We start from the raw sequence: 20786 nt of genomic DNA, 5'->3' as shown, positions 1-20786 counted from the left end.
TGCAGCGGACCGATTGAATGCGAAAGACGAGGGAACAGAGCCGGCTGGAGACCCGGGAGCGCCTGATTGCTTCGGCCCATGCGGCGATCAGGCGTGACGGCATCGGCGGTCTGTCGCTGCGCCGGCTGTGCGAGGAGGCCGGCTATTCCCAGGGCGCGTTCTACTCGAACTTCGCCAGTCGCGACGACCTGCTGCTGGTGCTGATGGAGCGACACGTGCTCGGCGAAGTGGAAACGCTTCGGCGCCTGGTCCAGGTGATGGACGGCGAGGCCCTGGGCGATGTGCTTGCAACGGTCGCCGCGCGCCTCGCCGATCTGGCGAAGCAGACAGAATGGTCGCTGCTGTCCATCGAACTGCAACTGCACGCCCAGCGCGATGCCCGGTTCGCGGACGCCTACAACGCGGCAAAGACCAGCTATCATGCCGAGTTCGCGCGGCTGGTCGAGGATATCCTGCGACGCCATAACCTCGCGCCGGCGCTGCCGCCGCTGCAGATCGGGATCGGCCTCTACGCGCTGTGGTCGGGCCTTGCCGTGCAGGGGACCGTGCCCGGCGCCGGGCCACGAGACGAGATCTTTCTTGCGTTTCTGCGCGCCGTGATCGGCGGATCGCCATCGCCCGCTGACGGGAGACAGCCCTCCGCCGATCAGTCGGCATCGTGAGAAATGCCGATCAGCGGATCGCCACCGGGTTGATCATGCTCTGCACCGCGCCCTTGAACCGCGGCTGGCCGAGCACGAACATGAACTCGTAGACCTTGTCGCGGGCGAGGTCGGCGGTGTTCATGTTCTCCAGGATGTAGGTGCCGTTCATCGGCAGCAGGATCTGGTGCACCTCGAAGATGTTCTTGCTCTCGAACGGCACCACCTCGACGCCCCAGGTGTCGGCGCCGACCGCGACCACGCCTTTCGAGGTCAGATACTTCGCACCTTCGACGCCGACGCCGGGCTCGCCGGTGTTGTAGCGCTTGTCGTCCTTGCCGATCAGGCTGATCCAGCCGGTGTGAAACAACACGACGTCGCCCTGACGGATTTCGACGCCCTGTTTCTTGGCGACTTCCTCGATCTCCTTGACGTTGAAGGCGGTGCCTTCCTTGACCACGTCGGTGCCGAAATGCGCCGCCATGTCGAGCAGCACGCCGCGCGTCACCATCGGCGGAACCTTGTCGATGCCGAGTTTCTTCAAGCCGGTCGCATCGCCGAAATCGGCGATCTTGTTGCCGTTGTAGTAGACGTGCTCGACGCCGATATGGCCGAGCCCGTCGAGCTGGCTGCCGACGCCGACCCAGCCCTCGATGATGTCGTCGTTGTATGTGGTCTTGCTCGGGCCCATGCCGGGGCTGCCGGCCTGGCCGGGCTGCACGACGGTGATCTTGAAGGCGCGCGGCGGATAGGCGGGGGTCTTGGTATCGACCGGGATGCCGAGCGCGTAGACTTTGCCGGTCTTCACCAGTTGCGCGGCCTTCAGCGCCAGTTCGGGCGTCAGATAGTTGGCGGCGCCGATCTCGTCGTCCGGCCCCCATTTCGATTTGGTCCAGTCCTGTGCGGGGGCCTGGGCCTGGGCAATTCCGATCGAGCCCAGCAAGGCGAGCGAGCAGCCGAGCGTCAGCATCTTCAGCATGGCAGTTTTCTCCCGATTTTTGTTTCTTGACGATTGTCGTCAGCCCGCGATGCCGTTGCCGGTCGCGGTGCGGCGCGATCTTCCGCCGGAAATCCTGTGCGCGCCATCGGCATCATTGCGCGTGCGGCGCGGCGCTACAAAACGCCGCAGAAATCTGGGTCGCACTTGCTGTGGTGCAAAAGTGCGTCGCTGCAATCGCGAACGACCTCACCCGATCCCGGATAGCCGGGCGGCCGGACTGCGTGCTAAAGCGGCAGCGGCGAGCAATGACGCCCGTCGCCGTTTTCCCTCATCGCGAGCGTTGACCATGTGGCCGGATCGCCGTCTCCTCGACCTGTTCGATATCGAGTTTCCATTCGTGCTGGCGCCGATGGCCGGGGCGATGGATGCGGAGCTGGCGATTGCGGCGGCGCGGGGCGGCGCGCTGGCGTCTCTGCCTTGCGCGATGCTGACCGCGGAGAAAGTGCGCGAGCAGGTCGGGATTTTCCGGCAGCAGGTGTCGGCACCGATCAATCTGAATTTCTTCTGCCACACGCCCGCCGCCGCCGATCCTGCGCGCGAGGCTGTGTGGAAGCGCAGGCTCGGTGCCTACTATCAGGAATTCGGCCTCGATCCGGCGGCGCCCGTGGCCGGCGCCAATCGTGCGCCGTTCGATGCGGCGATGTGCGAACTGGTCGAGCAGTTGAAGCCTGCGGCGGTCAGCTTTCATTTCGGCCTGCCGGACGAGGCTTTGCTGCGGCGCGTGAAGGACGCCGGCTGCATCGTGCTGGCGTCGGCGACCATCGTGCGCGAGGCGATCTGGCTCGAGGAACGCGGCGCCGATCTGATCATCGCACAGGGGGCCGAGGCGGGCGGCCATCGCGGCATGTTCCTGACCGAGACCATCGCTGAGCAGCCGGGCCTGTTCGCGCTGCTGCCGCAGGTGGTCGATGCGGTGCGGGTGCCGGTGATCGCCGCCGGCGGCATCGCCGATGGACGAGGCGTCGCCGCGGCGCTGGCGCTCGGGGCGTGCGGCGTGCAAATCGGCACGGCCTATCTGCGCTGTCCGGAATCGCGGATCAGCGCGCCGGCACGCGCGGCGCTGGCGCAGGCCACCGATGCGTCGACCGTCATCACCAACGTCATGACCGGTCGGCCGGCGCGCGGCGTCGCCAACCGGGTGATGCGCGAAATCGGGCCACTGTCCGCTGACGCGCCGGCATTTCCTCATGCGGCCTCGGCGCTTGGGCCGCTCAAAGCGGCGGCGGAGAAGCAGGGCCGGACCGACTTCACCAATCTCTGGGCCGGGCAGGCGGTGCGGCTCGGTCGCGATATGCCGGCGGCGGAACTGACCCGGGCGCTGGCGGGTGCGGCGCTGGCGCGGCTGAGCCGGCTCGCCGGCTGATCGGGCAATCCGGCTCGGCCGGCGAGGTTGCGGCGCCAAAGCCGGCTCTGCTATACGGCGCGGATCGATATCTCCGGAGAGGCCATATATAATGTCGGTCGATGCCGCCACCGTCCGCCGCATCGCGCATCTGGCGCGGATCGCCGTGACCGACGACGAAGTCCCGCATCTTCAGGGCGAGCTCAACGCCATGCTGGCGTTCGTCGAGCAGCTTTCGGAAGTCGACGTCGACGGCGTCGAGCCGATGACCTCGGTGACGCCGATGCAGATGAAGAAGCGCGCCGATGTGGTCAATGACGGCGAGATCGCCGATCAGGTCGTGGCGAATGCGCCGGCGACGGAAGATCACTTCTTCATGGTACCGAAAGTGGTCGAATAGGAGGAGCGCGCCATGTGCCTGCTGTGCGACGACGAGAAAGCCTACCAGGCCTATATGGACTACCTCGACGCGATGGAACGGCAGGGCAAGGTCGCCGATCCCGACAAGGCGATGGACGCGGTGCTGGACGGACTTCAGGCCGCCGACAAGGCTAGGCGCGACGCGCCCGAGAACGACAAGACGCTGTCGCCGTTCTTCTGCAGCCCGGTCAACAAGTGAGGCTCAGGCCTTCTTGAGTTTCCGCACCCGGCGCAGGTCGGCGTTGATCTGCGACTGCCAGCCGGCGCCGAGCGCGCGATAGGCGTCCAGCAGGTCGGCATCGAGCCGCAGCGTCACCGAGCTTTTCGGCTGCGCTCCCAGCGGCGGACGGCCGCGGCGGATGATCTTGTCGCCGTCGCGGATTTCACCGGTCCGGAAAAACTCGTCGAGCAATTCGGGGGCGTCGTCAGGATCGTCAGTCAAAGGCTCGCCGAAAGAGCGCGGCCCAGCGGACTTCTTCCTTGGCATGACAGTACCTCATCGAAATAACATGACGGTCGCCGTTACGAGGCGTCCAGACAATGACGACCATGCGTGAACCGACATATCCGGCCGTGATGTAACGGCTCTCTCCGTGGTCGAAGCGATCGTCGAGTTTCGTCACGATACGTCCGGCAAAAGCCGTTGCGGCGTCGGTGGCAAAGTCGAGGCCACGATGTCGCCGGGTCCAATCCCGCTTCGCCGGATCGAATGTGATGGACATGCAATTATGTAACTACAATATTCGGAACGTCAATGGCCGAGCCTAGCCGTGGCGTACAGATCGGCGCAATCGCTTCAATTCCGGGGGGCGCTGTGCTAGCCAGCCGCAAGTCGCGGCGCTTCGCGCGCGATCCCTGACCTGCCAGACACGCGTGCTTTGACCCATGACCGACCTGACATCGCTGACGCTCGCCGAGGCCCGTGACGGCCTGGCGCAAAAGTCCTTCACCGCCGTCGAGTTGACCGAGGCGCATCTCGCGGCGATCGAGGCTGCGCGTGGGCTGAATGCCTTCGTGCTGGAGACGCCGGAGCAGGCGCGGCAGATGGCGCAGGCCGCGGATGCGCAGATCGGCAAGGGCGAGAGCGGGCCGCTGGCCGGCATCCCGCTCGGCATCAAGGACCTGTTCGCCACCAAGGGCACGCGCACCACCGCCTGCTCGAAAATCCTCGGTGACTTCCAGCCCCCCTACGAGTCGACCGTCACCTCGCAGCTCTGGCGCGACGGCGCGGTGCTGCTCGGCAAGCTCAACAACGACGAGTTCGCGATGGGCTCGTCGAACGAGACCTCGTGCTTCGGCCCTGTGGTCAATCCGTGGCGGCGCGCCGGCTCGGAGACAAAGCTGGTGCCCGGCGGCTCGTCCGGCGGTTCCGCTGCGGCGGTCGCGGCAGGGCTGTGCCTCGGCGCCACCGCCACCGACACCGGCGGGTCGATCCGGCAGCCGGCGGCGTTCACCGGCACGGTCGGCATCAAGCCGACCTATGGCCGCTGCTCGCGCTGGGGCATCGTCGCCTTCGCGTCGTCGCTCGATCAGGCCGGGCCGATCGCACGCACCGTGCGCGACAGCGCGATCCTGCTGCGCTCGATGGCCGGCCACGATCCGAAGGACACCACGTCCGTCGACCGCCCGGTGCCGAACTACGAGGCCGCGATCGGCGGCTCGGTGAAGGGCATGAAGATCGGCATTCCCAAGGAGTATCGGCTCGACGGCATGCCGGCCGAGATCGAGAAATTGTGGATGCAGGGCGCCGAGTGGCTGAAGGCCGCCGGCGCCGAACTGGTCGAGGTGTCGTTGCCGCACACCAGATACGCGCTGCCGGCCTATTACATCGTGGCGCCCGCGGAGGCCTCGTCGAACCTCGCGCGCTACGACGGCGTCCGCTACGGCGCCCGCGTCAACGGCCGTAACATCGTCGAGATGTACGAGAACACCCGTGCGGCCGGCTTCGGCGCCGAGGTCAAACGTCGCATCATGATCGGAACCTATGTGCTGTCGGCCGGCTATTACGACGCCTATTATCTGCGCGCGCAGAAGGTCCGCACCCTGATCAAGCGGGATTTCGAGCAGTGCTTCGACCAGGGCGTGTCGGCGATCCTGACGCCGGCGACGCCGTCGGCGGCGTTCGGCATCGGCGAGAAGGGCGGCGCCGATCCGGTCGAAATGTATCTGAACGACATCTTCACCGTCACGGTGAACATGGCCGGGCTACCCGGCATCGCGGTTCCTGCCGGCGCTGACGGGCAGGGCCTGCCGCTCGGGCTGCAACTGATCGGGCGGCCGTTCGACGAGGAGACGCTGTTCTCGCTCGGCGAGGTGATCGAGCAGTCGGCGGGGCGCTTCACGCCCGACAGATGGTGGGCTTAGGTCGCGTGCAATGCACCTGATTTTGCGTTGCGTTTCCTTTTTTGTTTCGCCATGCTCGAACGATTGGGCAGGAATTGTTGAATGAGTGCCGATGAAGGGGTGCCGTCCGCGCAGAGCGTCGACGGGATTTTGGGATCATCAGAGATTGCGGTTGCGATCGGAAACGACCGCTACAAGCACCTGCTCGACAATGTTCCGGTGGCCGTCGCGGTGTCGCGCGGCAGCGGCGACGCGCAGCGGATCGCGTACATCAACAAGGCCTTCGAGGACCTGGTGTCGCTCACCCCGGCCGACGTCGAAGGCGAGGGCTGGGGCTGCCTCGACGCCTTGGTCAATGAGGACGATCCGGCGCAGACGCTCGGTGCCTCGATCCGCGACGGCGAGGACTTCATCGGCGTGTTCCGCCCGGCGGTGCCGTCCGACCGGTTGCTGATCGTGCAGGCCTACGCCTCGGTGATCGAGAGCGACGACGGCATCGAGAATTTCCGGATCGCAGCGCTGGTCGATGTCGGCGGGCGCGAGCGCGCGCAGATCGAGCAGTTCGAAACCCGGATCCGCGAGCGCGATACGCTGATGCGGGAGCTGCAGCATCGCGTGAAGAACAATCTGCAACTGGTCACGGCGCTGGTGCGGCTTGAAGCCCGCTCGGCGGTGGAGGGCGAGAACGTCGCGCTGGCGCGGCTGGCGAGCCGGATCGATGCGTTGACGGCGTTGTACCGCATCCTGTCGGCGGAAAACGCCGGCGCGAACGACATCGATCTCGGTCAATATCTCTCCGACATCACCGAGGCGGTGATGCAGGCGCACGGCAGCGAGGCGATTTCCTACGAGCTGAACGCCGGCTATTGCCCACTGTCGGTCAACATCGCGATGCCGGCAGGTCTGCTGGTCAACGAGATGCTGACCAACGCGTTGAAATATGCCTTCGTCGGCCGCAGCGGCGGCCGCATCAAGGTGATCTGCTCCGTCGAGAACGGCCGGGTCTCGGTGATCGTGTCCGATGACGGCGTCGGCCTGCCGGAAGGCCAGGAATGGCCGTCGCCGCGCAAGCTCGGCGCGCTGATCCTGCAGACCCTCAAGGAAAACGCCCGCAACGTGACGTTCGGGGCCAAGAGCATCCGCGGTCAGGGCACCTGGTTCACCCTGATGTTCGACGTGTCATCGCCGCCGCCGCCGCACTGATCGCGGGCAGGCACCTACTCCAGTGCAGGTGCGATGCCAGGTTTCCCGGGTGCGGACGGTTGGATTATGTCGCGAAACGGCCTATTCAAGCGCTGATTGCTGAATTCGTCGAGAGAGCTCCCCATGAACGCACCCGTCAAACCGTCCCAGCTCATCAAGGGCGCCACCGGCGATTGGGAAATGGTGATCGGGCTGGAGATCCATGCCCAGGTCTCCTCCAGCGCCAAGCTGTTCTCCGGCGCGGCGACCGAGTTCGGCGGCGATCCCAACAGCCACGTCTCGCTGGTCGACGCCGCGATGCCCGGCATGCTGCCGGTGATCAACGAGGAGTGCGTGAAGCAGGCGATCCGTTCGGGACTGGGACTGAACGCCCAGATCAACCTGCGCTCGGTGTTCGACCGCAAGAACTATTTCTATCCGGATCTGCCGCAGGGCTACCAGATCAGCCAGTACAAGTCGCCGATCGTCGGCGAAGGCGTCGTCGTGGTCGATCTGCCGGACGGCGACAGCGTCTCGGTCGGCATCGAGCGGCTGCACCTGGAGCAGGACGCCGGCAAGTTGCTGCACGACCAGCACCCGACGATGACGTTCGTCGACCTCAACCGCTCCGGCGTGGCGCTGATGGAGATCGTCTCGAAGCCCGATCTGCGGTCATCGGAGCAGGCCAAGGCTTACGTCTCCAAGCTGCGCACCATCCTGCGCTATCTCGGAACCTGCGACGGCGACATGGAGAAGGGCAGCCTGCGCGCCGACGTCAACGTCTCGGTGCGGAAGCCGGGTGAGCCGTATGGCACGCGGTGCGAGATCAAGAACGTCAACTCGATCCGCTTCATCGGCCAGGCGATCGAATACGAAGCGCGTCGCCAGATCGGCATCCTCGAGGACGGCGGCGCGATCGTTCAGGAGACCCGGCTGTTCGATGCGGGCAAGGGCGAGACGCGGTCGATGCGTTCCAAGGAGGAGGCCCACGACTATCGCTACTTCCCCGATCCCGACCTGCTGCCGCTGGAATTCTCCCAGGCCTATGTCGACGAGCTGAAGTCCGGGCTGCCGGAACTGCCGGACCAGAAAAAGGCCCGTTTCATCGGTGCTTTCGGACTTTCGTCGGACGACGCCGGCGTGCTGGTGAGCGAGCGCGAGAGCGCCGACTTCTACGAGGCGGTGCTGGCGAAGCTGTCGGATGCTGCACGCGACGGCAAGCTCGCGGCCAACTGGGTGATCAACGAACTGTTCGGCCGCCTCAACAAGGACGGCCAGAGCATCGACGCGTCGCCGATCTCGGCCGCGCAACTCGCCGCGATCGTCGACCTGATCGGCGAAGGCGTCATCTCCGGCAAGATCGCGAAGGAACTGTTCGAGATCGTCTGGACCGAAGGCGGCGATCCGCGCGAACTGGTCGAAGCGCGCGGCATGAAGCAGGTGACGGACCTCTCCGCGATCGAGAAGGTCGTCGACGACATCGTCGCGAACAATCCCGACAAGGTCGCGCAGGCGATCGCCAAGCCGGCGATGCTCGGCTGGTTCGTCGGGCAGGTAATGAAATCGTCCGGCGGCAAGGCGAACCCGCAGGCCGTGAACGATCTGCTGAAGCGCAAACTCGGTCTCTGACATCCCGCGGGCGTCGTCTTCGCCGTCGCAGCGATGCGAGAAGGCGGCGCGCGGCGCGGACGATCGCTCTCGAATCATCGGTTTCGATTCGTGCGAAAACCGCGCCCGGTGCACTCTTTGTGCGCCAATGCGGGGGTCCGCGTGAAAATATTTTCATTGCCAAAAATTGCGACTCAGAGTCCACGCGCGGCTCCCGCGCTCCGACTCGGTACGCCGCGCTGGTGCGTAAAGTGTGTACTTGGCGCTACTAATCAGTTCGAGAAAGTGCCGTATTTCGGGCTCTTTTCGTGATCTTGACAAACGCCGATGCAGGTTTTTTGCGCCTAAACTCGATCGCGCGACGAATTGAGCGGCGCGCCGATTTCAAAGACGCCGCAGCCACGCGGCAAAACAGCCATCAACACTTCCTTAAGCGGGACACTGTTTTTTTCGATGTGTTGGTGTATTCGGGAAGTAGTGCATCTCGATTCCCGAGTGCACGCAGCAGCAATCGAGCCATCTCACTTTATCGGAGGGCAATATGGCCAAGAAAGCGAAGAAGGCAGTAAAGAAGACGGCGAAGGTCGCCAAGGCCAAAAAGGCCAAGAGCGCCGTCAAGAAGACTGCGAAGAAGACCAAGAAGGTCACCAAGAAGGCCGCCAAGAAGTAAGCTCGTTTCGGCGAGAGCCGGCAGGTCGATGCCGGCAGCGTCACAAGGGCCATCGGCGCGGTTCGCTTCTCGGAGCGGCCCCCGGCGAAGGTTCGGGTCGACGAAAGAGGGTGTCGGCGAGACATCAGGTCAAACGGCTGGGTTCTTCGGCGGGGTTCGCCCACGTTCAGAAGAGTTCGGCAGAAGAAACGGTTTTTCTTCGAACGGTGCGGACGCTAGGTCCGCAGTTTCACGGCGGTCATCGCGTGTGAGATTTGGTCCTGACGTGTTCGCCGACGCCCTCGTTGTTTCCGTCTCCGAGTTTCGATGTTCGGCTCGTGATCAGTTCCGCCTTCGGGCGTGGCGCGGCGTTGCTGTCGCCCATTTTCCTCCCATCCGTTTCGTCCTCGCCATCGCTGACCAACCGCTCCGGTTTTCCCCGGGAGATGCCTGCCGCACTCTCGCCGGTTGCCGCGATGGTTATCGGTTCGCCAAATCCGAGGGTGAATCGACCGTAAGCGATTTGAGGAAAACGCTGTGTCGCAGCGGTTTCTGCAATGCGCGCGGCGGAACGGCGACCTCGCGTTCAGAATCCGTTCATCGCAACGCTTAAACTGCTCTTCAAATTTGACCGACATGATCACCCCATAACGCGCCGGGACACGGCGGTGGGGACGACAGATCAGAGGACGGGAGCCGCGCTCGGTTCAGCCCGGCCAGGATGGAGAGACAGATGCTGCAGGGACATTTCAATACCGAAACGGCGATGCCGATCGAAGCCGGCGAGAGCCCGGACGTGCTGTTCGATCTCGGCCTGTTGTTCGCGTCGGGCCGTGGCGCGCCGGTCGATCTGATCGCGGCGCACAAATGGTTCAACCTCGCCGCATTGCGGGGCCGCGCCGACGCGATCGAATTGCGTCGCGAAGTTGCCGAGCAGATGTCGGCCGACGAGATCGCCGCGGCGCAGCGCGAAGCTCGCGCCTGGATCACCTCGCACTGATTTCCGCCGTTCGCGACGGCGGGTGGGCCAGGACCGCCTGACGACCCTCCGCAGTCGCGCGCCGTTCATTCGATCCGGATGCCGGCGGCGCGGATCACATCGGCCCACAGCAGCTTCTCGTCGGACAGCGTCTTGCGCAACTCTTCGGGTGACGAGGCGGCCGGCACGATCATCTGGGTCTTCAGCTTCGCGATCACCGCCGGTTCGGACAGCGACCGGCGAACCGCTTGGTTGATCGCAGCGACCAGCGCCGGCGGTGTTCCGCCCGGCGCGATCAGCGCGTTCCAGGCATCGGACTGAACCTCGATGCCGCTCTCCCTCAAGGTCGGGACTTCCGGCAGGAACGGTGAACGCTCCGGCGTCGTCACCGCCAGGATCCTGATCGCGCCCGACGCCTGCTGCGGCGCCACTGCGATCGCCGGCAGACAGGCGGCCTGAACGTCGCCGCGGATCAGCGCGGTCACCGCGTTGGGCGATCCGGCATAGGGGATGTGGACCATCCCGGCGCCGGCCTTCTGCGCGATCGCCTCCATGCACAGCTGCGACAGCGAGCCCGCGCCGATCGAGGCGTAGGCGAGACTGCCCTTGCGGTCTTTCAGCCGCGCGACGAAGTCGGCCACGCTGTTGATCCCGAGGCTCGCGGGCACCGCCAGTATGCTCGGCATTCGCGTCAGCATCGTCACCGGCGCGATGTCGCGCTCCGGATCGTAAGGAAGATTGGCGAACAGCATCCGGTTGATCACCAGCGGGCCGGGGATCGAGATGCCGAGCGTCGCGCCGTCCGGCGCAGCCTTCGCAACGGTGGCGGTGCCGATATTGCCCGAGGCGCCCGGCTTGTTCTCGACGACGAAGCTTGCGCCCGGATGGCGCGCCTGCAGACTGTCGGCCAGCACGCGGCCCACCATGTCCGGCGTCGATCCCGCCGCGAACGGCACCACGATCCGCACCAGCTTCGGCGGCCAGGTCTCGGGCGGCGAAGTTGCGGCGGCGGCGTCAGCCATTGCAGCGCTCGCGCCGAGCAGAACGGTCAGTCCAAGCCATGCGACCGTGCACAGCGTCGACCGTCGACCAATGGCTCCCAGCATTTGCATCCGTCCCGTAAAGAATGATACCCGAAATCGCCGGCGCGATCGGCCGATCTGCCTCTGCCTCGTGTCGCAGGCGGCGGCGCGGACCATAGTGGGCTTTGACCGGCGCGGAAACCGACGCGTGCCGATGGGACAGGAGTTGCGCGATGGGACTTGCGATGATGATCCTCGGCCTGGCGCTGTTCATCGGCGTCCACGTCGTGACCACCCAGCGCGACCTGCGGGCCCGCCTGATCGGGATCGGCGGAGAGGCGGTCTACAAGCTCGGCTACGCCGTTCTGGCGATCCTCGGCATTGTCCTGATCTCCTTCGGCTTCGGTGCCTATCGCGCCGACGGATTGATCGAGCTGTGGTATCCGCCGCGATGGACCACGCATCTCACCGCGCTGCTGATGCTGCCGGCGGCGATCCTGCTGGCGGCGGCCTATTCGCGCGGCCGTATCTATCGCGCGGTCAAGCACCCGATGATCACCGCGGTGAAATTGTGGGCTGCCGCGCATCTGATCGCCAATGGCGACCTCGGCTCGATCATTCTGTTCGGCTCGCTGCTGGCCTGGGCGGTGTATGATCGCATCTCGCTGAAGCGGCGCGCCGACCCGGGCGGCCCGCCGATCCCGGTCGGCGGCCCGAAGAACGACGTCATCGCGATCGTCGCCGGCGTCGTGCTGTATCTGGCGCTGGCCTTCGCTTTCCATCCCTACGTCGTCGGCGTTCCCGTGTTCGGAGCCTAAGCATGTCTGTTCAATCGACCATCAAGCGGAAGACCGCTCCGGAGATCCGCGCGCGCAAGGGTGGCGATCCGATCGTGATGCTGACCTCGTATCACGCCCACACCGCCTCGCTGGTCGACCGCTATTGCGACGTCATCCTGGTCGGCGACTCGCTCGGCAACGTCATGCACGGCTTCGAGACCACCGTGCCGGTGACGCTCGACATGATGATCCTGCAGGGCCGCGCGGTGATGCGCGGCTCGCAACAGGCGCTGGTGGTGGTCGACATGCCGTTCGGCTCCTATGAGGCGTCGAAGGAGCAGGCGTTCCATTCCGCGGTGCGGATCATGAAGGAGAGCCTTTGCGGCGCGGTGAAACTGGAGGGCGGGGTCAAGATGGCGGAGACCATCGCGTTTCTCACCGAGCGCGGCATTCCGGTGATGGGCCATATCGGTCTGACGCCGCAATCGATCAACACGCTCGGCTCGTTCCGTGCGCAGGGCCGCGAGGAGGGCAGCTGGGAGCCGATCGAGGCCGACGCCCGTGCCGTCGCCGATGCCGGCGCATTCTCCGTCGTGGTCGAGGCGGTGGCCGAGCCGCTCGGGCGCAAGATCACCGAGACCATCGCGATCCCGACCATCGGCATCGGCGCCAGCGCCGCCTGTGACGGCCAGGTACTCGTACTCGAAGACATGCTCGGCCTATCGCCCTGGGCGCCGAAATTCGTCAAGCGGTTCGGCAATCTCGGCCCCGGCATCGAGGCGGCGATCAAGGACTATGCGGCGGAGGTGCGGTCGCGCGCCTTTCCCGGGCCGGAGCACGTCTATGGCATGAAGGCGAAGGGCTGAGCCTGGCGCGCCGGTTAATCATTTCGGGGCATCCCCTTGATCCGGCTGGCTTTGCCTTGCCTCCGCCATAACGCTAGGGTATCGCCGCCGCGACGTCGGGAGACGGGCGCGCGCCGGTTTTGCAAAAGCGCGGCTCAGTCGAGACAGGAAATCTATAAGTGTCTGAATTATTTAATGAAGTCGATGAAGAAGTTCGTCGCGAGCGGCTCAAGCAGCTGTGGAGCAAATATTCGCTCGTCATCATCGCCGGCGCGATCCTGATCATCGCCGGGGTCGGCGGCTGGCGCGGCTATCAATACTACGAGGGCAAGCGGGCTGCCGAAACTGGCGCGGCGTTCACCGCGGCTGCCGATCTGGCAGAGCAGAACAAGCACGCCGAGGCCGAGGCCGCGTTCAACAAGATCGCCGAGACCGCATCGGGCGGCTATCGCACGCTGGCGCGTCTGCGCGCCGCGGCCGAGGTCGCGCAGCGCGATCCGACGGAAGCGGTCAAGGTTTACGACGCCATCGCTGCCGATCGCAGCGTTCCGGCGCAGGATCGCGATCTCGCCACGCTCCGCGCGGCGCAGTTTCTGATGGACAGCGCCAGCTACACAGACCTGTCGCAACGGCTCGAACCGATCTCCGGCGCGAATGCCGCCTATCGTCACAGCGCGCGCGAGATGCTGGCGCTATCCGCCTGGCGTGCCGGCAATGTTGCTGCCGCACGACAATGGATCGAGCAGATCAATACCGACGCCGAGACGCCGGCGAGCCTGCGCAATCGCGCCGAGGTGCTGCAGGCGCTTCTGCCGCCTGCAGCCAAGAGCTGAGTTTCGACCCAGACCGCCACAACGCCCGCTTTTGAGTTCATGTGAGATACCGTCCATGCGTCGTTCGCACCGTCTGATCTCCCTCGCCGTGTTGCTCGCTTTGTCGAGCGGACTGACCGGCTGCGGCAGCCTCGGCGGATGGGACCCGACCGACATGTTCGATTTCCTCGACACCAAGAAGAAGCTGGCGGGCGAGCGCAAGCCGGTGTTTCCGGAGGGCGTGCCGGGCCTGGAACAAGGCGTCCCCAAGAGCCTCTACAAGGGGTCGGTCGAGGAACAGCAGCGTGAGGAAGCCGCGGCGGCCGCTGCTGCCGTCCAACCGCCGCCGGCCGAAGCCCGACCGAAGCGGCCCCGGTCGCGCAGCAACTCGGCTGCTGTCCGCCCCGCGGCCGCGCCGCAATCCGCCGACGAGCCCGCACCGGAAGAGCAGGGCAGCACCGCCGCCGCTCCGCCGGCGCCGAAGCCGGTGAAGCAGTCGCGCCGCCGTGTCACCACGCCGCCGGCCGACGAGTCCGAGCAATCGACCCCCTCGAGTTCGTCAGCGGCGCCGTCGGCGTTCCCGGCGCCGCTGCCGAGCGGTACTTTCCAGCGCTGATACCGGTCGCCGGGCGTCTCCCGGCATGCGGCGACATTGACAGGCCACCGCTTCTCGGCGCACGGATCAGCCATGTCATTCACACTCGCCATTATCGGCCGACCCAACGTCGGCAAATCGACGCTGTTCAATCGACTGGTCGGGCAAAAGCTCGCGCTGGTCGACGACACGCCCGGCGTCACGCGCGACCGCCGCGAAGGCGAGGGGCGCCTCGGCGATCTCGAATTCACCATCATCGACACGGCGGGCCTCGACGAAGGCGCCAAGGGCTCGCTGACCGCGCGGATGCAACTGCAGACCGAAACCGCGATCGAACTCGCCGACGCGCTGATGTTCGTGTTCGACGCCCGCATGGGGCTGACGCCGAACGACCGCGCCTTCGCCGATTTCGCCCGCCGCGCCAACAAGCCGGTGGTCCTCGTCGCCAACAAGAGCGAAGGCAAGGCCGGCGAGATCGGCGCGATGGAATCCTACGCGCTCGGCCTCGGCGATCCGGTGCAGATCTCCGCGGAGCACGGCGAGGGCCTGAGCGAATTGTACGACGCGCTGCGCGCGATCATGCCGGAACCGGATGTCGAGGCCGAGGACGACGAGGAGATCGAAGGCCTCACCGAGGAGGATTTCTCCAAGCGTCCGATCCGGGTCGCGATCGTCGGCCGCCCCAACGCCGGAAAGTCGACCTTCATCAACCGCCTGCTCGGCGAGGATCGGCTGCTGACCAGTCCCGAGGCCGGCACCACGCGGGATTCGATCGCCGTCGAGGTGAACTGGAAAGGCCGCGACTTCCGGATCTTCGACACCGCGGGGCTGCGGCGCCGGTCGCGGATCGAGGAGAAGCTCGAAAAGCTCTCGGTCGCCGATGCGCTGCGGGCAGTCCGCTTTGCCGAAGTCGTCGTGCTGATGATGGATTCGCAGAACCGCTTCGAGGAGCAGGATCTGCGCATCGCCGACCTGATCGAGCGCGAGGGCCGTGCGCTGGTGATCGCGGTCAACAAATGGGATCTGGTCGAGCAGCAGGGCGGACAGATCGGACAGCTCCGCACCGATGCCGATCACTGGCTGCCGCAGATCCGGGGCGTCCCGATCGTCGCCACGTCCGGGATGCTGGGCGAGGGCGTCGACCGGCTGATCGATGCGATCCAGGACGCCTATGCGGTGTGGAATACGCGGGTGTCGACCGCGGCGCTGAACCGCTGGTTCGAGCAGGCGGTGGCGCAGAATCCGCCGCCGGCGGTCGCGGGCCGTCGGCTGAAGCTGAACTACGTCACCCAGACCAAGGCGCGGCCGCCGAGCTTCGTGGTGTTCTGCTCGCGCGCCGACGCGGTGCCGGAATCCTATCTGCGCTATCTCGTCAACAGCCTGCGCGGCGTGTTCAAGCTGCCGGGCACGCCGGTCCGCATCACGCTGCGCGAAAAGGCCAATCCTTTCGCACACAAGCGCAAACGGAAATCATGACCGCGGCCGACCCCGCTTCCGGGACGAGCGCGCCGGCTCCGGGCGCGCGCCCCGCCGCGGTCGGCTTCATCTTCGTCACCATCCTGCTCGACATGCTGAGCGTCGGCATGATCCTGCCGATCCTGCCGAAACTGATCGAGAGCTTCTCCAACAACAACACCGCGGACGCGGCCAAGATCTACGGCCTGTTCGGCACGGCCTGGGCGCTGATGCAGTTCGTCGCGTCGCCCGTGCTGGGCGCGCTGTCCGATCGTTTCGGCCGCCGCCGGGTGATCCTGCTGTCCAATCTCGGCCTCGGGCTCGACTACATCCTGATGGCGCTGGCGCCGACGCTGGCCTGGCTGTTCATCGGCCGGGTGATCTCCGGCATCACCTCGGCGAGTATCTCGACGTCATTTGCCTACATCGCCGACGTGACGCCGGCGGAGAAGCGCGCGGCCGTGTTCGGCAAAGTGGGAGCCGCGTTCGGCCTCGGCTTCATCTTCGGCCCCGCGATCGGCGGTCTGCTCGGCGGCGTCGATCCGCGGCTGCCATTCTGGGTCGCGGCAGGCTTGAGCTTGTGCAACGCGCTGTATGGTTTGTTCGTGCTGCCGGAATCGCTGCCGCCGGAGCGGCGGTCGCCGTTCCGCTGGCGGTCCGCCAATCCGATCGGCGCGATCAAGCTGCTGCGCTCCAATGCGACGCTGACGGCAATGGCGGTGGTCACCTTCTGCGCCGAGGTCGCGCATGTCGCGTTGCCGGCGATCTTCGTATTGTACAGCACCTATCGCTACGGCTGGGACCAGACCACGGTCGGGCTGGCGCTGGCCTTCGTCGGCGTCTGCACCGCGATCGTTCAGGGCGGGCTGGTCGGGCCCGCGGTGAAGCTGCTCGGCGAGCGCCGTGCGCAGATCATCGGTTATGGCGGCGGCGCGCTCGGATTTCTGATCTATGCGTTGGCGCCGAGCGGCGCGCTGTTCTGGATCGGCATTCCGGTGATGACGCTGTGGGGCATCGCCGGGCCGGCGACGTCGGGAATGATGACGCGGCTGGTATCGCCGGATCAGCAGGGCCAGTTGCAGGGCGCCAACACCAGCGTGCACAGCGTCGCCGAACTGATCGGGCCGTTCCTGTTCACGATGATCTTCGCGTATTTCATCGGCGCAGACGCGCCGGTGGTGCTGCCGGGTGCGCCGTTCCTGCTGGCGGGCGCGCTGCTGATGGTGTCGATGCTGATTGCGGCCACTGCGTCGCGGGCCGCCGACGGCAATCAGGCGCCGCAAGCGGCGCCTGAAAGGTAGTTTGGGTCGTCATTGCGAGAAGCGAAGCGACGAAGCAATCCAGCACGGCACTCGATATCTGGATTGCTTCGCTTCGCTCGCAATGACGGTGTTGGGGGTTACTTCTTGACCAGCGGGCACTCGCTCTGGGCCAGCGGGCGTGCGGCGTCTTCGGCGGAGATGTCGGCGATCTTCTTGTAGTAGTCCCACGGCGCTTTCGATTCCGCCGGGGACTTCACTTCGAACAGGAAGGCCGGGACCATGCGCCGGCCGTCGGCGCGGATGATCGACTTGCCGAACGGCGTGTCGTCGGCCGGGATTTCCTTCATCTTGGCGACGACCTTGGCGCCGTCGTGCGGATTGCCGCCCATCGCCTCCAGCGTCTTGAGATAGTGCAGAACGGCGGCATAGACGCCGGCCTGGGTCATCGACGGCTTGGCGTTGTTCTTGGACTGCTCCGAGAAGCGCTTGGCGAAGGCCCGGGTGTTGTCGTTGAGATCCCAATAATAGGATTCGGTGAAGGTCAGACCCTGCGCGACCTTGAGGCCGAGCGAATGCACGTCGTTGATGAACAGCAGCAGCGCGGCGAGCTTCTGGCCGCCGGCGGTGATGCCGAATTCCGAAGCCTGCTTGATCGAGTTGGTGGTGTCTCCGCCGGCATTGGCGAGGCCGATGACCTTGGCCTTCGACGCCTGCGCCTGCAGCAGGAATGACGAGAAGTCGGCGGTGTTGAGCGGATGCTTGACGCCGCCGAGCACCTTGCCGCCGTTGGCCTTCACCACAGCGGTGGTGTCCCGCTCGAGCGCGGCGCCGAACGCGTAGTCCGCGGTCAGGAAGAACCAGGAGTCACCGCCGGCCTTGGTCAGCGCCTGACCGGTGCCGTGCGCCAGCATGTAGGTGTCGTAGGTCATCGAGATGGTGTTGGCATTGCACGCCTTGCCCGTCAGGTCGGCGCTGGCGCCGCCGGAGTTCATCAGGATGGCGTTCTTTTCCTTGACGAGATTGCTGATTGCCAACGCCACGCCGGAGTTCGGCGTGTCGGTGATCAAGTCGACCTTGTCGACGTCGATCCATTGGCGGGCGACGTTGACGCCGATATCCGGCTTGTTCTGATGGTCGCCGGCGACCAGTTCGATCTTCCAGCCTTTCTTTTCGAGACCGGAATCAGCGATGGCCAGCTTTGCGGCGACGACCGAGTTCGGTCCGCCGATGTCGGCGTAGAGGCTCGACATGTCGTTGAGAACGCCGATCTTGGCGGTCTTGTCCTGGGCGAGTGCGGGCGTTGCGAAGGCGGCGCCAGCCAGCGCGATGGCAATGGCACGACGGCGCGAGAACACGACTCTCATTCAATTTCCCCCTTGTGGTGGTCGATTGTGAGCGGGTGTCGCCCCCGCTTGCGGTCAGTCAATCGCGCCACCGGGCCGAAGTCAATCGGCGGAGGGGTCTTTCAAGGTTCGGGACGCCGCGTCGAACAACTGGCCGGTCTCGGTCCAGGACGGCAGGCACATCGGTACCAGTAGCTCCGCGATCTGATCCGGTGTCGGCAGCGTTTCCGGGTCTTCGCCGGGCATGATCGTGCCGCGCAGCTTGGTGCGGGTGGGGCCCGGATCGAACAGGTTGATGCGGATCGGGGTGGTGTTCACCACTTCCTTGGCCCAGACTTGAACTAAAGTCTCAAGCGCCGCCTTGGAGGCCGCGTAGGGGCCGCGATAGGCCGGGGCCTTGCCGCCCGCCCGCGACGTCATGAACACCGCGCGTCCGGCATCCGACATCCGCAGCAGCGGCTCCATGCAGCGGATCAGCTGGAAATTGGCGGTGAGGTTGATGCCGATCACGCCGCTCCAGGACTTCATCTCGATGTGTCCGAGCGGCGACGACGGACCGGCGATGCCGGCATTGCCGACCAGCACGTCGAGCTTGCCATGGCGCTCGTGGATCGAGGCGCCGAGACGGCCGATCGCATCGAAATCGGTGAGATCCAGCGGCACCAGCGTTGCGGCGTGTCCGCCGTCGGCGCGGATCGCGTCGTCGAGTTCTTCAAGTCCGCCCTGCGTCTTGGCGACGGCGATCACATGGGCACCGGCCCGGGCGAGGGCACGCGCGGTCGCATAGCCGATGCCGCGCGAAGCGCCGGTGACGAGAGCGATGCGGGAGGCAAGGGGATGGGTCATGACATGCTCTTCCGGTGTGATGGCCGGGTTCGTCCCGGTCATCACGACCTTCTAAAGACGTGGATGCCCGGCACAAGGCCGGGCATGACGAACTTTAGTAAGAAGATCGCGTGAGCGGTCAGCTCGCTTCGGCCAGCAGTGACAATTGGCGCGGCGATGCTTCGGTCTGATTCAGGTCCGTCAGCGGGGTCGGATACTCACCGGTGAAGCAATGGTCGGTGAATTTGGGCTGGGCCGGGTCGCGGCCCGGTTCGCCCATCGCCCGGTAGACGCCGTCGACCGACAGAAACGCCAGCGAGTCCGCGCCGATCAGGTCGCGCATCTCGTCGAGCGAATGCGTCGCCGCCAGCAGACCGGCGCGGTCCGGCGTGTCGATGCCGTAATAGTCCGGATGGGTGATCGGCGGCGAGGCGATGCGGAAGTGGACTTCCGTGGCGCCGGCGTCGCGCATCATCTTGACGATCTTCTTCGAGGTCGTGCCGCGCACCAGGCTGTCATCGATCAGCACGATCCGCTTGCCCTCGATCGCCGCGCGGTTGGCGGAGTGCTTCATCCGCACGCCGAGTTCGCGAATGCTCTGGGTCGGCTGAATGAAGGTGCGGCCGACATAATGGTTGCGGATGATGCCGAGTTCGAAGGGCACGCCGCTTTCGCGGCTGTAGCCGATCGCCGCCGGCACGCCGGAATCCGGCACCGGTACGACGACGTCGGCCTCGACATGGCTCTCGCGCGCCAGCTCGGCGCCGAACCCCTTGCGGACGTCGTAGACCGAGCGGCCGCCGACGATCGAATCCGGCCGGGAGAAATAGATGTATTCGAAGATGCAGGGCCGCGGCGGCTGCGGCGGGAACGGCTTGTGGCTCTGCGCGCCCTTTTCGTCGAACACGATGATTTCGCCGGGCTCGACATCGCGGACATGCTTCGCGCCGATGATGTCGAGCGCGCAGGTTTCCGACGCCAGGATCGGACAGCCGTCGAGCTCGCCCAGCACCAGCGGGCGGATGCCGAGCGGATCGCGCGCGCCGATCAGTTTCTTGTTGGTCAGCGACACCAGCGAATAGGCGCCCTCGATCGCGCGCAGCGCCTCGATGAAGCGGTCGATGAAGCGGCCGCGCTTGGACTGCGCGACCAGATGCAGGATCACCTCGGTGTCGGTGGTCGACTGCATGATCGCGCCGCTTTGCACCAGTTCGCGGCGCAGCGTCAGGCCGTTGGTGAGATTGCCGTTGTGGCCGACCGCGAATCCGCCGGCGTTGAGTTCGGCGAACAGCGGCTGGACGTTGCGCAGGATGGTCTCGCCGGTGGTCGAATAGCGGACGTGGCCGACCGCGAGATTGCCCGGCAGCCGCGCGATCACATCGGCGCGGGAGAAGGTGTCGCCGACCAGGCCGAGTCGACGCTCCGAATGGAAGCGTCCGTTGTCGAACGAGACGATGCCGGCGGCTTCCTGGCCGCGATGCTGCAAGGCGTGCAACCCGAGCGCGGTGATGGCGGCGGCGTCCGGGTGGCCGAAGATGCCGAACACGCCGCATTCCTCCCGCAGCGTATCGCCGTCGGTGTCGAACACATTGTCATCCGGGATATGGTTATCGAGAACTTGCGGGTCGCGGGCGTCCAGAGCGGGCGTTGCGGCGTCGTCGGAAGAGCTGTTGATCGCGTCCAT

General features: G+C 65.7%; 22 protein-coding genes. 15 read left to right on the top strand and 7 right to left on the bottom strand.

Annotated elements, in window-relative coordinates; translation table 11 throughout:
• Positions 1-17 precede the first annotated feature (17 nt).
• Positions 18-662, top strand: coding sequence for a TetR/AcrR family transcriptional regulator (locus ACTZWT_RS06340; RefSeq protein WP_444768845.1), 645 nt, complete (start codon positions 18-20; stop codon positions 660-662).
• 10 nt (positions 663-672) lie between these two features.
• Here the strand turns inward: ACTZWT_RS06340 and ACTZWT_RS06335 are convergent, their stop codons facing one another.
• Positions 673-1620 (bottom strand): cyclase family protein, encoded by a 948-nt coding sequence (locus tag ACTZWT_RS06335; RefSeq protein WP_444768844.1) that lies wholly within the window; start codon positions 1618-1620, stop codon positions 673-675.
• A gap of 307 nt (positions 1621-1927) precedes the next feature.
• On the opposite strand from ACTZWT_RS06335, the gene ACTZWT_RS06330 reads away from it, so the two are divergent.
• The 3 genes from ACTZWT_RS06330 to ACTZWT_RS06320 all read left to right on the top strand — a co-directional run bounded on the left by ACTZWT_RS06330 (position 1928) and on the right by ACTZWT_RS06320 (position 3602).
• The gene (locus ACTZWT_RS06330; RefSeq protein ID WP_444768843.1) at positions 1928-3004 is read left to right on the top strand and encodes an NAD(P)H-dependent flavin oxidoreductase; all 1077 of its coding nucleotides are present in this window, start codon (positions 1928-1930) and stop codon (positions 3002-3004) included.
• Positions 3005-3095: 91 nt separating this feature from the next.
• Entirely contained in the window at positions 3096-3383 is a 288-nt protein-coding gene (gene gatC / locus ACTZWT_RS06325) for an Asp-tRNA(Asn)/Glu-tRNA(Gln) amidotransferase subunit GatC (RefSeq protein WP_444768842.1), read from the top strand.
• Positions 3384-3395: 12 nt separating this feature from the next.
• The gene (locus ACTZWT_RS06320) at positions 3396-3602 is read left to right on the top strand and encodes a hypothetical protein (protein ID WP_322517386.1); all 207 of its coding nucleotides are present in this window, start codon (positions 3396-3398) and stop codon (positions 3600-3602) included.
• Between the two features lie 3 nt (positions 3603-3605).
• On the opposite strand, the gene ACTZWT_RS06315 is transcribed toward ACTZWT_RS06320, so the two are convergent.
• A complete protein-coding gene (locus tag ACTZWT_RS06315; RefSeq protein WP_444768841.1) occupies positions 3606-3845 on the bottom strand; it encodes a BrnA antitoxin family protein in 240 nt (79 codons plus the stop codon).
• Positions 3838-4125 carry a BrnT family toxin gene (locus tag ACTZWT_RS06310; protein WP_444768840.1) on the bottom strand — a complete coding sequence of 96 codons (288 nt, stop codon included), beginning with the start codon at positions 4123-4125 and terminating at the stop codon, positions 3838-3840. Before ACTZWT_RS06310 ends, ACTZWT_RS06315 begins: the two co-directional genes overlap by 8 nt.
• A gap of 163 nt (positions 4126-4288) precedes the next feature.
• On the opposite strand from ACTZWT_RS06310, the gene gatA reads away from it, so the two are divergent.
• From gatA to ACTZWT_RS06285, 5 genes are all read left to right on the top strand, one after another.
• Positions 4289-5767 (top strand): Asp-tRNA(Asn)/Glu-tRNA(Gln) amidotransferase subunit GatA, encoded by a 1479-nt coding sequence (gene gatA / locus ACTZWT_RS06305; protein ID WP_444768839.1) that lies wholly within the window; start codon positions 4289-4291, stop codon positions 5765-5767.
• A gap of 81 nt (positions 5768-5848) precedes the next feature.
• The gene (locus ACTZWT_RS06300) at positions 5849-6949 is read left to right on the top strand and encodes a sensor histidine kinase (protein ID WP_444768838.1); all 1101 of its coding nucleotides are present in this window, start codon (positions 5849-5851) and stop codon (positions 6947-6949) included.
• 123 nt (positions 6950-7072) lie between these two features.
• Positions 7073-8557 carry an Asp-tRNA(Asn)/Glu-tRNA(Gln) amidotransferase subunit GatB gene (gene gatB, locus ACTZWT_RS06295; protein WP_444768837.1) on the top strand — a complete coding sequence of 495 codons (1485 nt, stop codon included), beginning with the start codon at positions 7073-7075 and terminating at the stop codon, positions 8555-8557.
• Between the two features lie 520 nt (positions 8558-9077).
• Positions 9078-9206: a hypothetical protein gene (locus ACTZWT_RS06290; RefSeq protein ID WP_322517378.1), complete on the top strand. Its 129-nt coding sequence runs from the start codon at positions 9078-9080 to the stop codon at positions 9204-9206.
• A gap of 712 nt (positions 9207-9918) precedes the next feature.
• The gene (locus tag ACTZWT_RS06285) at positions 9919-10185 is read left to right on the top strand and encodes a hypothetical protein (RefSeq protein WP_444768836.1); all 267 of its coding nucleotides are present in this window, start codon (positions 9919-9921) and stop codon (positions 10183-10185) included.
• A 65-nt stretch (positions 10186-10250) separates the two neighbouring features.
• On the opposite strand, the gene ACTZWT_RS06280 is transcribed toward ACTZWT_RS06285, so the two are convergent.
• Entirely contained in the window at positions 10251-11270 is a 1020-nt protein-coding gene (locus tag ACTZWT_RS06280; RefSeq protein ID WP_444768835.1) for a Bug family tripartite tricarboxylate transporter substrate binding protein, read from the bottom strand.
• A gap of 149 nt (positions 11271-11419) precedes the next feature.
• On the opposite strand from ACTZWT_RS06280, the gene ACTZWT_RS06275 reads away from it, so the two are divergent.
• The 6 genes from ACTZWT_RS06275 to ACTZWT_RS06250 all read left to right on the top strand — a co-directional run bounded on the left by ACTZWT_RS06275 (position 11420) and on the right by ACTZWT_RS06250 (position 16973).
• The gene (locus tag ACTZWT_RS06275) at positions 11420-12004 is read left to right on the top strand and encodes an NnrU family protein (RefSeq protein WP_444768834.1); all 585 of its coding nucleotides are present in this window, start codon (positions 11420-11422) and stop codon (positions 12002-12004) included.
• A gap of 2 nt (positions 12005-12006) precedes the next feature.
• Complete coding sequence (panB, locus tag ACTZWT_RS06270) at positions 12007-12831, top strand: 3-methyl-2-oxobutanoate hydroxymethyltransferase (RefSeq protein ID WP_444768833.1); 825 nt, start codon at positions 12007-12009, stop codon at positions 12829-12831.
• A 158-nt stretch (positions 12832-12989) separates the two neighbouring features.
• Complete coding sequence (locus tag ACTZWT_RS06265) at positions 12990-13643, top strand: tetratricopeptide repeat protein (protein ID WP_444768832.1); 654 nt, start codon at positions 12990-12992, stop codon at positions 13641-13643.
• 55 nt (positions 13644-13698) lie between these two features.
• The gene (locus tag ACTZWT_RS06260; RefSeq protein ID WP_444768831.1) at positions 13699-14238 is read left to right on the top strand and encodes a hypothetical protein; all 540 of its coding nucleotides are present in this window, start codon (positions 13699-13701) and stop codon (positions 14236-14238) included.
• Between the two features lie 72 nt (positions 14239-14310).
• Entirely contained in the window at positions 14311-15693 is a 1383-nt protein-coding gene (gene der / locus ACTZWT_RS06255) for a ribosome biogenesis GTPase Der (RefSeq protein ID WP_444768830.1), read from the top strand.
• Positions 15690-16973, top strand: coding sequence for a TCR/Tet family MFS transporter (locus ACTZWT_RS06250; protein WP_444768829.1), 1284 nt, complete (start codon positions 15690-15692; stop codon positions 16971-16973). The genes der and ACTZWT_RS06250 overlap by 4 nt, the downstream gene beginning before the upstream one ends.
• Before the next feature lie 98 nt (positions 16974-17071).
• Here ACTZWT_RS06250 and ACTZWT_RS06245 read toward each other — a convergent pair whose 3' ends face one another.
• From ACTZWT_RS06245 to purF, 3 genes are all read right to left on the bottom strand, one after another.
• Positions 17072-18298 (bottom strand): ABC transporter substrate-binding protein, encoded by a 1227-nt coding sequence (locus ACTZWT_RS06245; RefSeq protein WP_444768828.1) that lies wholly within the window; start codon positions 18296-18298, stop codon positions 17072-17074.
• Between the two features lie 81 nt (positions 18299-18379).
• Entirely contained in the window at positions 18380-19123 is a 744-nt protein-coding gene (locus ACTZWT_RS06240) for an SDR family NAD(P)-dependent oxidoreductase (protein ID WP_444768827.1), read from the bottom strand.
• A 118-nt stretch (positions 19124-19241) separates the two neighbouring features.
• Positions 19242-20786, bottom strand: a complete 1545-nt coding sequence (purF, locus tag ACTZWT_RS06235; protein ID WP_444768826.1) for an amidophosphoribosyltransferase — start codon at positions 20784-20786, stop codon at positions 19242-19244.

Origin of the sequence: Rhodopseudomonas sp. NSM, assembly GCF_052445935.1 — a bacterium.
GTDB lineage: Bacteria > Pseudomonadota > Alphaproteobacteria > Rhizobiales > Xanthobacteraceae > Rhodopseudomonas.
Note: the sequence above shows the minus strand (reverse complement) of the source record. Positions and strands in the feature narration are given on the sequence as shown.